We start from the raw sequence: 11,140 nt of genomic DNA, 5'->3' as shown, positions 1-11,140 counted from the left end.
ACTTGTGGAATATGTCACTGATGTAGTCTTTAGATGAGATTGGTGGTTTTTGGCAGGCGGTAAAGTGGTGGTATGAGCCCTGGTTTATGGTATTCCCAGGGTGAATATTGTGAGTAGTAATGCTGGGATGACTGTGGTCCAATTTTTACCATTAGGAAGCAATAAATAGATAGTGAATCATGCCTGCTAGCAAGTGACGCAATATAGCAACACAAAGTGTGACATTTTAGGCGATTGTCAAAGCTTCAGCTGTTAGGATGTGATATCGCTCGGTTCCACAGGGAAAAGTAACGTCATGAGTCACCTATTTGAGACACTACCATCCTGGCTATGGGTGAGTTTGGCGGTCATTACATTTTTCTTAGCTAGAGGGCCTATTCATAGAAGTATTTATTCCTTGGCAAGGCTATTTCATCGCTCATTATTGTTTTCTGCAAACGCTGTTGAGCTTGCCGGGCAGGGCCTCCGTGAACGCAATCGAGAGGTACTGCTGGCTAGAGGTCGTGAGGTAACAGAGTGGCAAATTGAGAGGGAGTTTGAGCGAATAGAAAGTAGTTTAAAGCGGGATATGGCACAATATCCTACGTTGCATCGTCATTTGTGTGAGCAGATGACAACCATAGATGATGATTATGTGCGTAGCGCAGAGGTTCCTCCAGAGCCATCAAGCTGGGCCCGGGCAATCCGCTCTGTGGCGGAAATTCCTACTCCAGACGATACAGTTGTGGCAGATGTGTTGGAGACTATTAATCACTCTATGCGCAAGGCTGAAAATAAAGCTCTGGAGTCTTATCGGGAGTCTATAAGGGAGCGTCATCAGCTACTAAAGCGCATGATGCCTGGTTGGCGTTCCATATTGAAAACTCTGGGAAGAATGAACAAGAGTGTGGAATCTGTAATTTACCGTAGCAAAGTATTGGATGAGCATATGTCACGCTACGAGGAGATATTACAGGAGAGTGATCGTAGTTTACGCCTTCTATCCACCTCGTTTTTTAGTCGTTTTTTTATCTCTTCACTGGTATTGCTTTTGATAATGGCAGGGATTTGGTTGAATCACCAATTAATTGCCAGGCCAGTGGCAGAAATCATTGGAAGTAACAGCTTTCTGGGGGGATATGGGACAGCGGATATTGCTGCTTTGGTTTTAATCTTCATACAAACTGTCACTGGTATTGTGGTTATGGAGTGTTTGAGGATTACGCGATTATTTCCCTCGATCTCCGCATTAACTGATTCAGTACGGAAGCGTTTGCTGTGGTTTGGGATGCTTCTACTCTTGTGTTTGGCCTCTATTGAGGCGGGACTATCACTCTCAAGGGAGTTACTATTGCAACAGGATCAGTTTCTTACGGGGTTATCCGAAACGAGCGGTTCTGCTGTTACTGAGGTAAATGCTTACTGGATTCTCGGGCTCGTACAAATGATGTTGGGTTTTACGCTCTCTTTGGTCCTGGCCTTTATCGCAATACCCTTGGAGCAATTTTTATCTTCTGCCCGCACGGTGTTTGGTAGTGTCTTAGTATTTTTCCTGAATGTGTTATCAGTGGGCTTGCGTCTTCTGGCGGTTATTGCAATAAATTGTGGCACACTCCTTAATCGTATCTATGACCTAATAATATTTCTGCCTCTTTGGTTGCAGCATACTTATTGGCAGTTTCGTAAAGCTTCAGAATCAGGTGTTGCGTCGGATAAGTCGAAATCACCAGTAAGCCAATCCAAGTCAGAAATAAATATTGAGAAAGAAGTGTCTACAGGAGGAGCCACTAGTGTCTGACTGCTGTTTAAGTAATGATTGCTGCCCAGATAAATCAATTTAGTGTCTTTTTATTGATCTTAGGTTTTTGAAATAGATGTCAATGTTACTTATTTTTTTCTTTCTTTTGCTTGTGTTGTTCTTATATGCCCGCTCGGGTATTGCGCCAAAATCAGCATTAAAGCTACCCTCATGCAAAGGGCCTATGGTTATCGCACATGGCAATGATTGTGGCAATGGGCTTTTCCCGGGGAATACTCAGGAATTTCTGCAAAATATGGTGATGCAGGGGGTGGATGCTATTGAAATAGATGTTTGGCTTAGTGCTGACGGGCATTTGGTTTTACGCCATGATCCTGATCTGGAAGATTCAACCAATGGTAGTGGTTGTATAGAGGACTTTACCCTGGCTCAACTGCGTAACTTAAATGCAGCTTACCACTGGAGTCGTGATCAAGAATCCTACCCCTATCGACATAAACCTTTGAAAATAATTACCCTGGAAGAGACTTTACAGATAGTGGGTAAGACGCCACTAATATTGGATATAAAAAGTAAACAGTTACGGGCCGCACGACAGTTGAGCGCTTTGCTCGAGCGTACCGGCAAGAACTGTCAGGTTATCGTCTCCTCATTTAATCACAAGGTTCTACTGGAATTTCGACGATTGAGCCCGGAGACGGCGACCGGTTCTACAAGCTGGGAGGCGACCCTTTTATTTTTTGCTCAGTTACTGCGTGCGGAAAGCCTGCTAGCACCCCGTTATCAAACTATGCAATTGCCCATGCAATTTTGGGGGCTCAATGTGGTTTCCAGGGGCACTATGCGTGCGGCGCGTAAGCTTAACCTGCACGTCTCTGTATGGACCGTAAATGGGCGGGCTGATCTACAGCGCTATATCGATATGGGAGTGAATGGTATTGTTACCGACCGCCCGGATATATTGATGAGTATGTTGCCCGGTCGGGAGCCGAAGGTAGAACCAAAGCTACTTGAACGGGCTTCCTAAATTGAGCAACATCGCAAAAACAATATGACAATAACAACAGAGAAATGTTTATGAAGCAGATTGCAGGTATTGGGGTGCTGTTAGCGTCTCTAATCAGCACCCCGGTATTGGCGGAAGACCGCTTTGCCAAAGTAGAAATTAGTAGTGAGCCGGTGGCAGGAAATGTTTATATGCTCCAGGGGGCTGGCGGCAATATTGCAGTACTGGTCGGAGAGGACGGCACCTTTATGGTGGATGACCAATATGCGCCACTCACTGCAAAAATACAGAAAGCGGTGGCGGGTTTGGCAGATCAGCCGCTGCGCTTTGTGATCAATACCCATTGGCATGGCGATCATACCGGCGGCAATGAAAACCTGGGTAAAAGCGGCGCCCTGATCGTTGCCCATGAGAATGTGCGTAAACGTGTGAGTACCGAACAGTTTATTGAGGCTTTTAAGCGTAAGGTTGAGCCCTCACCGCCGGCAGCACTGCCGGTAATCACCTTTACCGATGCCACTACTTTTCACTGGAATGGCGATGAGGTGAAGGTGCAGCATGTCGGTCCAGCCCATACTGATGGTGACTCTATTGTGCATTTCGCCAAAGCCGATGTGATTCATATGGGTGACATCTATTTTAATGGCACTTATCCATTTATTGATCTTTCATCTGGTGGTTCGGTGGATGGCATGATTGAAGCGATGGACACCGCATTGGCGCTTTCTGGCGAAAACACCAAAATCATTCCAGGGCATGGCCCTCTGAGTAGTCCTGCGGAGTTAAAAGTGCAACGGGATATGTTGGAGACCCTGAGGGATCGTATCCAGAAGCTGGTCGATAATGGCCAAAGCCGTGACCAAGTGATTGCTGCCAAACCCACCAAAGATTTTGACGAGCAGTATGGACAGGGTTTTATGACACCAGATATTTGGACTGGTATTGTGTATGACTCCCTGGCTGCAAAATCCAAGAAGTCTTGACCCTATATTATAAAAGTTGCTGAAATAAAAAGGCCCGGATACTGCTATCAGGGCCTTTTTGTTCAGGGGCTTTCTTGAGCCAGTCTATTAAAGCATCTGTAGTTATCAGGATGCTTGGGGTTCAGCACCATTTAACTCCGTTGGCGTTTCTACTGCTATCTCTGTTTTCTCCTCTCGCACTCGGAACCAAGCTGCATACAGGGCTGGCAGGAAGATCAGGGTCAAGCCAGTAGCAACGATCAGTCCCCCCATAATGGCGACAGCCATGGGGCCGAAGAAGTCACTGCGCGACAGTGGAATCATCGCCAATACCGCAGTCAGAGCGGTTAAAACGATCGGGCGGAAACGCCGCACAGTGGACTCAATAATTGCCTCCCAGGTACTCAAGCCCTGGCTGATATCCTGCTGTATTTGATCCACCAGAATGACGGAGTTGCGCATAATCATACCGGCCAGGGCAATGGTGCCGAGCATGGCGACAAAACCGAAGGGTTTGCCGAACAGCAGCAGGAACAAGGTAACCCCGATCAGTCCCAAAGGCGCGGTGAGGAAGACCATGGTGGACAGGGACATGCTGCGCAGCTGCAGCATCAATAGGGTGAATACCACCAAGACAAATAGCGGCATACCGGCATTCACTGATTTTTGTCCACGCTCGGATTCCTCCACACTGCCACCAACTTCCAGCAGGTAGCCCGGTGGCAGCTGCTCTCGAATGTTCTGCAGGCGCGGCCAGACTTCATTCACCACGGTTGCGGGCAGTTCTTCACCATAAATATCGGCACGTACTGTGACGGTGGGCAGGCGATCGCGGTGCCAGATAATCCCTTCCTCGAAGCCGTACTCCAGGGTGGCAATCTGGTTCAGGGGGACACTGCGGCTGCTGTCGGTTTGCACCGCCAGGTTACCCAGTTGGCTGAGGGCGTAGCGTTCCTGCTCGTCGCCGCGCACACGCACGTCAATCAGCTCATTGTCTTCGCGGTATTGGCTAACGGTAATACCGGTAAGTGAGCTTTGCAGGGCGCGGGAGAGCGAGGCGCTGTTCACGCCCATAGCGCGGGCGCGGTCCTGATCGATATTCAGGTTGACGGTTTTACTGGGTTCCTCCCAATCCAGGTGGACGTTGGTGACCTTGGCATTTTCCCGCAAGCGCTCGGCAACCTGACGGGCCAGGCTGCGCACTTCACCAATATGCTCACCAGAGACGCGGAACTGCACCGGATAGCCAACCGGTGGGCCATTTTCCAGGCGGGATACCCGGCTGCGCAGAGTGGGGAATTCCTCCTCCATGGTTTCGATCAGCCAGCTGCGTACCTGTTCGCGCTCCTCTACGTTACGTGTCATCACTACAAACTGGGCAAAGCTGGCTGCGGGTAACTGCTGGTCCAATGGCAGATAGAAACGCGGCGAACCGGTGCCCACATACACCACATAGTTTTCCACCAGGTCGTTTTTATCCAGCAGGGTTTCCAGTCGCTTGGCCTGGTACTCGGTGGACTTCAGCGAAGCGCCTTCGGCCAGCTTGAGATCGACTAACAGTTCCAAGCGCCCGGAAGAAGGGAAGAACTGCTGGGGCACCAGGCGGAAAAGTGCCAGGGAACCAATAAAGATCGCCAGGGTTGCCACTATGACAGTTTTGCGGTGGCGCAGGCACCAGGTAATCAGGCGGCGGAAGCGCTGGTAAAAGGGCTTCTGGTAGGGGTCTTGAACCTCGCCACTGTGATTGTGGCGAGCCAGATTGGGTAAAAGGTAATGGCCCAGGTAGGGCACGAATATGACTGCGGCAATCCAGGAGACAACCAGGGAAAGTGTGACCACCTGGAAGATTGAGCGGGTGTATTCCCCGGTGCCGGATTCCGCCGTGGCGATGGGTAGGAAACCGGCGGCGGTGATTAAGGTACCGGTGAGCATGGGGAAGGCAGTACTGGTCCAGGCGAAGCCGGCGGCTTTCAGGCGACTGAGCCCCTGCTCCATTTTAATGGCCATCATTTCCACGGCGATAATGGCGTCGTCCACCATCAGGCCAAGGGCGAGTACCAGGGCGCCCAGAGAAATCTTGTGCAGGCCGATATTGAAGTAATTCATCAGTGCGAAAGTCATGGCCAGCACCAATGGTATCGATAGCGCCACGATTAAGCCGGGGCGGCTGCCGAGAGAGAAAAAACTCACCAGCAGGACAATGCCCAGTGCCTCCGCCAATACTTGCAGGAATTCCCCCACACCGCGTTTCACCGCCGCAGGTTGGTCGGACACCTTGCGTAACTGCATGCCGATCGGCAGATCTTCCTGCAATTCGGCAAAGGTGGCGTCCAACTGTTTGCCCAGCTTGAGGATATCACCGCCTTCTTTCATGGAAACGGCCAGGCCGATGGCGTCCTCGCCCATAAAGCGCATGCGAGGTTGTGCAGGATCGCTGAAACCGCGGTGTACTTCGGCAATATCACCCAGCCTCTGGGTACGCCCGCCGGCAGTGATGGGAAAGCGGCGTATTTCATCGACCGAGTGAAATTGACCGCTAACGCGAATTCGTACGCGGTCGCTCACCGTATCTACAAAGCCCGCATCGGCGACCTGATTTTGCGACTGCAGTGCGCTTTGCACTGCACTGAGGGGAATGCCCAGAGAGGCGAGCTTGGTGTTGGAAATTTCCACCCAGATTTTTTCATCTTGCAGCCCCAGTAATTCCACCTTGCCCACATTCTTGACCCGCTGCAGTGCCAACTGCAGGCGCTCGGCATAGTCTTTCATCAGGGCGTAATCGAAACCGCTGCCGGTTAGCGCATAAATATTGCCGAAAGTAGTGCCGAATTCGTCATTAAAAAACGGGCCCTGGATATCCGGTGGTAGGGTGTGGCGGATATCCCTGACCTTTTTGCGTACCTGATACCAGAGATCGGGAATGTAGCGCGAGTGCATATCGTCGCGGGCGACGAACAACACCTGGGATTGGCCGGGACGGGAGAAAGAGGAGATACGCTGGTAGTCACCAGTCTCCAGCAGCTTTTTCTCCACCCGCTCGGTAATTTGACGGGATACCTCCTCGGCACTGGCGCCGGGCCAAAGGGTATTGATCACCATTACCTTGAAAGTGAAGGGAGGGTCTTCGCTTTGCCCAAGTTGAGTGTAGGAGGCAGCGCCCAGCAACCCCAGCACGATCATGGCGTAGAGTACCAGCGGGCGGTTTTTCAGCGCCCATTCGGAAAGGTTAAAGCCCATGGTTATTTCTCTGTATGGAAGCACGGATTGATCGAGCCAGTAGTGCTTCGGCAATTTCATCGGAGCGCGTTTTAGCGTTCAGTCCAGTTGTTATTTTGGGGTCGTGCTTAGTTAGTCCTGCTGGGCAAGCGCGCGGTCCGGATCGATCGGGCGATTCATACGGTCCACGGGACGAATCTGTTGTCCCTCCAATAACAGGTGCGTACCAGCGGCAACGATCCAATCATCGGCGCTCAGGCCGGAGAAAATAGGTACAAATTCCTGGCCGAAGGCACCTACGGTGACTTCGGTTTTATGCAGGGTTTGCTGTTCGCGGTTCAGTACCCAGACAAAGGCTTTGCCGTCATCGGCGCTCACTGCCGACATGGGTACTTGTAAAACATCGGTGGCCACTGCTTTGGGGACGAATACTCGGGCGCTCTGACCTATTTCAATGCCGGTGGTCTTATTGGTAAAAGCCACGCGTGCTTCAAAGGTGCGGGATACCGGATCTGCGGCGGGGGAGAGTTCCCTCACCTGGGCGGGGAAGGATTTACCGGGCTGCGACCAGAGTTCTACGGTCAAAGGTTGGCCGACACGGAAATGGCTAATTGCCTGCTCCGGTAAATCGATGCGCACTTCGCGTTCGCCGTCGGCGGCAAGTTCGAAAATCCCCTGACCAGCGGCGACAACCTGGCCAGCCTCGGCCATGCGGCGGGCAATAACGCCGCTCTCTGGGGCTTTCAGTTCCGCATAGGCGGCCTGATTACGGGCTACGTCTAATTGCGCCTTGGCTTGTTGCAGGCGCGCATCGCTGGCTTCGAAACGGGTCTCAACCGCATCGAACTGTGACTGGCTGACCAGCTGGCGCTCCAATAGTTTGCGGTGGCGCCCCAGCTCGCTGCTGGCCAGGCGCTGGTCTGCCACGGCGGAGGTGAGGCGTGCGCGTGCGGAATCCAGTTGCAGGAGCAGGTCTTCGGTATCCAGTTCGGCCAGCGGTTGGCCCTGCTCAACACGGTCGCCTACATTAACCAGGCGCCGCTGTAATTTGCCACTGATGCGAAAGGCCAAAGCGGGTTCGAAGCGGGCTCGCACCTCGCCGGGATAAAAATCCTGTTGGGCACTGGCCACTTGTGGCTGGACCATCACCGCTGGGCGGGGTTTTTCTAATTGTTCGGTAGACTCTGATGGCGCGCAGGCGGACAACAGCAGGCTGAACGACAGGGCAGCGAAGAGTAGCGATCGGTACATAGGGGCTCCCTTCCTCGGCGGCGAGGCGACAAGGTAAGTCCGGAAGTGGACGAGTCATGGCCGGGCGGCCGGTAATGTTATACTAGCGAGTATAGTAAATTTATTAAACTGGCGAGTCCAGTATATGGAGTGCTATGTCTGAACAGACTCAGACGGCCGCCCAGCGCGGGCGTCCCAAGGATCTGGCCAAACGCCAGGCCATTCTCGATGCAGCCAAAGAGCTGTTTCTGACCAAAGGCTTTGCCGCTACCAGTGTGGATGCGGTGGCCTCTGCTGCGGGCGTATCGAAACTGACGGTGTACAGCCATTTCTCCGATAAAGAGACGCTGTTCAGTGCTGCGATTACCTCCCGCTGCGAGATGATGATGCCCCTGCCCATTTTCGATCTGAAAGAGGGGGATTCGGTGGCAGAAGTACTGGAGCGCATTGGTCAGGCTTTTCTAAGCATGGTGGATAGCGAGGATAGTATCCGCCTGTTACGGCTTTTATGTGCTCTGGCGGCGCAGGAATCAAAACTTGCTCAGTTGTTTTTTGATGCGGGCCCCCAGCGCATCCTCCGAGATATTGAGCAATTGCTGCGTCGCGCTACCGAGATGGGCAAGCTGCAGGTGGCAGATCCGGCCGAGGCCGCCGAGGACTTTATGGGCATACTGCTGGGTTGCCGGCACATGCGGGTATTGATCGGTTGTTGTGAGGTACAGGCCGAGGATGAGCGGCGCGAGCGGGTGCGCAAGGCAGTAGCGCTTTTTATGCGGGGTTACCGCTGACAGGCTACTGCAGGCTACTGGTTGGGGTTTTCCGGCATCGCTGGGCAACGGTTGATATCGCCGCTTATTTCCAGCCAGCCCGGCTTGTTTTGGTAGTAGACGTAACGCTCTGGTCGGATAAATACCGGGTCGTCGAAGGCGCCCCCAGCTAGGCCGCGAAGCTCTGGGAGAAATTCCAGTGTCCAGCTGAGGGCGCTGCCGCATTGCCCACAAAATTGGCACTCTATCCAACGGCCTGCATCGGACATTAACCGGTGACTTTTCAGCCTGCCTCGAATGAACTCTACATTGTTTTTTTCGAAATACACTGATACGCCTATTAAGCTACCGGTGCGTTTCCGACACCAGCTACAGGAACAGAGGCTCACTCGGCGCGGCTGGCCAGTGGCGCGAAATCGTACGAGGCCACAGGCACAGCCACCTTCGTGAAATTCCTCCATCCCTAAACTCTCACCGATCAGGTTTTAATGCGGTAACCGGTGCGGAAAATCCACCAGACTGTTACCAGGCATAGGAAAAGGAAGAGTAATGTCATTCCCACGCTGAGGCCCAGGTTTACATCGGCCACACCGTAGAATGCCCAGCGGAAACCACTGATCAGATAAACCACCGGATTAAACAAAGTCACTTTTTGCCAGAACTCCGGCAGCATACTGATGGAATAAAAAGCCCCACCGAGAAAGGTTAAGGGGGTAATAATCATTAGCGGAATAATTTGCAGTTTTTGGAAGTCATCGGCCCAGATGCCGATAATAAAGCCGAATAAGCTAAAACTAACGGCGGTTAGCACCAGAAATGTGACCATCCAGAATGGATGAAGGATTTCATAGTCCACAAAAAATCGCGCGGTGAGAAGGATTAGTAGCCCGAGAAGAATTGACTTGCTGGCCGCAGCGCCGACATAGCCGGCGACAATTTCAAAGGGGGATACCGGTGCCGATAGCACTTCATAAATAGTGCCTGAAAATTTCGGGAAAAAGATGCCGAAGGCGGCGTTGGCAATACTTTCTCCCAAAAGCGCCAACATCAACAAGCCTGGGATAATAAAGGCCCCGTAGCTCACACCTTCGATGTCTCCCATACGCGAGCCGATAGCGGCACCAAAAACAATAAAGTACAGGGATGTGGAGAGTACAGGAGAAGCGACACTTTGTATCAATGTGCGCCAAGTCCGTGACATTTCAAATTTGTAAATTGCCGCAATACCATACCAGTTCATTATTGTGCCTCCCCACTGAGTTGCTCCTCGCCTTGGTGCTGTGCAGAGTGCACCAGATTGACAAATATTTCTTCGAGAGAACTCTCCCTGGTATATAAATCGCGAAATTCAATATTTGCAGAGGTGAGGCGGCGAAGGAATTCAGTAATACCGGTATTTTCACTCTTGATATCGAAGCGATAGATGAGTTCACTACCATCTCCATTGAGGCGCAGTGGCAGGTCGGAGAGGCTGTCAGGAATAGTTTCCAGAGGCGTGGGTAATTGTAGGCTGAGCTCTTTTTCCCCCATTTTTTGCATCAAAGTTTTTTTATCTTCAACCAGTACTAATTCACCGCGATTAATAACACCGACCCGGTCGGCCATCTCCTCCGCCTCTTCAATATAGTGCGTGGTGAGAATAACGGTTACGCCGGAGTCGCGCAGGTCGCGCACCATCCCCCACATATCCTGGCGCAGTTCCACATCGACCCCGGCGGTGGGTTCGTCCAGGAAGAGTACGCTGGGCTCATGAGATAAGGCCTTTGCGATCATCAGGCGTCGTTTCATACCGCCGGACAAGGTGACAATTTTGTTGTCTCTTTTTTCCCATAGGGAAAGCTGTCGAAGGATTTTCTCCAGGTAAGCGGGGTTGGGCGGCTTGCCAAACAAGCCGCGGCTAAATTGAATTGCGCCAAGCACGCTCTCAAAGGAATCTGTGGCAATTTCCTGGGGGACCAAGCCAATTTCGCGCCGTGCGTGGCGGTAATCACGCTGGATATCGTAGCCATTGACTGTAACGTTGCCCTGACCAGGATTGACGATGCCACAGATTATACTGATCAGAGTCGTTTTGCCGGCACCATTGGGGCCGAGCAGTGCGAAGATCTCACCCCGTTGAATATCCAAGTCAATACTTTTTAGGGCGTTAAACCCACCACTATATGTCTTGTCGAGACCTCTAACAGAAATTATCGGTTTCACTTTCTCTCCTAAGCGTGGC

Annotated in this window: 9 protein-coding genes; 4 read left to right on the top strand and 5 right to left on the bottom strand. The window is 51.9% G+C overall.

The annotated features are described in order from the left end of the window. The first annotated feature begins 295 nt into the window (after positions 1-295). The 3 genes from ACJJI0_RS11505 to ACJJI0_RS11495 all read left to right on the top strand — a co-directional run bounded on the left by ACJJI0_RS11505 (position 296) and on the right by ACJJI0_RS11495 (position 3,727). On the top strand, positions 296-1,777 hold the full coding sequence (locus ACJJI0_RS11505) for a hypothetical protein (RefSeq protein WP_444882673.1): 1,482 nt from the start codon (positions 296-298) through the stop codon (positions 1,775-1,777). A gap of 184 nt (positions 1,778-1,961) precedes the next feature. Beyond that, positions 1,962-2,765, top strand: coding sequence for a glycerophosphodiester phosphodiesterase family protein (locus ACJJI0_RS11500; protein ID WP_444882672.1), 804 nt, complete (start codon positions 1,962-1,964; stop codon positions 2,763-2,765). Between the two features lie 50 nt (positions 2,766-2,815). Next, positions 2,816-3,727, top strand: coding sequence for an MBL fold metallo-hydrolase (locus tag ACJJI0_RS11495; RefSeq protein WP_444882671.1), 912 nt, complete (start codon positions 2,816-2,818; stop codon positions 3,725-3,727). Positions 3,728-3,832: 105 nt separating this feature from the next. Here the strand turns inward: ACJJI0_RS11495 and ACJJI0_RS11490 are convergent, their stop codons facing one another. Together ACJJI0_RS11490 and ACJJI0_RS11485 are read right to left on the bottom strand one after the other, a co-directional pair. Continuing rightward, the gene (locus ACJJI0_RS11490) at positions 3,833-6,943 is read right to left on the bottom strand and encodes an efflux RND transporter permease subunit (protein WP_444882670.1); all 3,111 of its coding nucleotides are present in this window, start codon (positions 6,941-6,943) and stop codon (positions 3,833-3,835) included. Between the two features lie 111 nt (positions 6,944-7,054). Next, positions 7,055-8,173, bottom strand: coding sequence for an efflux RND transporter periplasmic adaptor subunit (locus ACJJI0_RS11485; RefSeq protein WP_444882669.1), 1,119 nt, complete (start codon positions 8,171-8,173; stop codon positions 7,055-7,057). A 134-nt stretch (positions 8,174-8,307) separates the two neighbouring features. On the opposite strand from ACJJI0_RS11485, the gene ACJJI0_RS11480 reads away from it, so the two are divergent. After that, positions 8,308-8,940 carry a TetR/AcrR family transcriptional regulator gene (locus ACJJI0_RS11480; protein WP_252083215.1) on the top strand — a complete coding sequence of 211 codons (633 nt, stop codon included), beginning with the start codon at positions 8,308-8,310 and terminating at the stop codon, positions 8,938-8,940. Between the two features lie 14 nt (positions 8,941-8,954). On the opposite strand, the gene ACJJI0_RS11475 is transcribed toward ACJJI0_RS11480, so the two are convergent. Genes ACJJI0_RS11475 through ACJJI0_RS11465 form a run of 3 tightly spaced genes read right to left on the bottom strand, consistent with a single transcriptional unit; the run spans position 8,955 to position 11,121 of the window. After that, entirely contained in the window at positions 8,955-9,380 is a 426-nt protein-coding gene (locus tag ACJJI0_RS11475) for a GFA family protein (RefSeq protein WP_444882668.1), read from the bottom strand. Between the two features lie 17 nt (positions 9,381-9,397). Beyond that, positions 9,398-10,159, bottom strand: coding sequence for an ABC transporter permease (locus ACJJI0_RS11470; protein WP_252083213.1), 762 nt, complete (start codon positions 10,157-10,159; stop codon positions 9,398-9,400). Further along, positions 10,159-11,121, bottom strand: coding sequence for an ABC transporter ATP-binding protein (locus ACJJI0_RS11465; RefSeq protein ID WP_444882667.1), 963 nt, complete (start codon positions 11,119-11,121; stop codon positions 10,159-10,161). The genes ACJJI0_RS11470 and ACJJI0_RS11465 overlap by 1 nt, the downstream gene beginning before the upstream one ends. Positions 11,122-11,140 lie beyond the last annotated feature (19 nt).

The sequence above is a fragment of the Microbulbifer mixtoriginis (SeqCode) genome, assembly GCF_052466695.1.
Note: the sequence above shows the minus strand (reverse complement) of the source record. Positions and strands in the feature narration are given on the sequence as shown.

What these genes read in the sequence shown, in the direction of transcription:
- ACJJI0_RS11495 (WP_444882671.1), top strand. Translation starts at nt 2,816, where the DNA reads ATGAAGCAGATTGCAGGTATTGGGGTGCTGTTAGCGTCTCTAATCAGC.
- ACJJI0_RS11500 (WP_444882672.1), top strand. Translation starts at nt 1,962, where the DNA reads ATGGTTATCGCACATGGCAATGATTGTGGCAATGGGCTTTTCCCGGGG.
- ACJJI0_RS11485 (WP_444882669.1), bottom strand. Translation starts at nt 8,173, where the DNA reads ATGTACCGATCGCTACTCTTCGCTGCCCTGTCGTTCAGCCTGCTGTTG.
- ACJJI0_RS11470 (WP_252083213.1), bottom strand. Translation starts at nt 10,159, where the DNA reads ATGAACTGGTATGGTATTGCGGCAATTTACAAATTTGAAATGTCACGG.
- ACJJI0_RS11505 (WP_444882673.1), top strand. Translation starts at nt 296, where the DNA reads ATGAGTCACCTATTTGAGACACTACCATCCTGGCTATGGGTGAGTTTG.
- ACJJI0_RS11475 (WP_444882668.1), bottom strand. Translation starts at nt 9,380, where the DNA reads ATGGAGGAATTTCACGAAGGTGGCTGTGCCTGTGGCCTCGTACGATTT.
- ACJJI0_RS11480 (WP_252083215.1), top strand. Translation starts at nt 8,308, where the DNA reads ATGTCTGAACAGACTCAGACGGCCGCCCAGCGCGGGCGTCCCAAGGAT.
- ACJJI0_RS11490 (WP_444882670.1), bottom strand. Translation starts at nt 6,943, where the DNA reads ATGGGCTTTAACCTTTCCGAATGGGCGCTGAAAAACCGCCCGCTGGTA.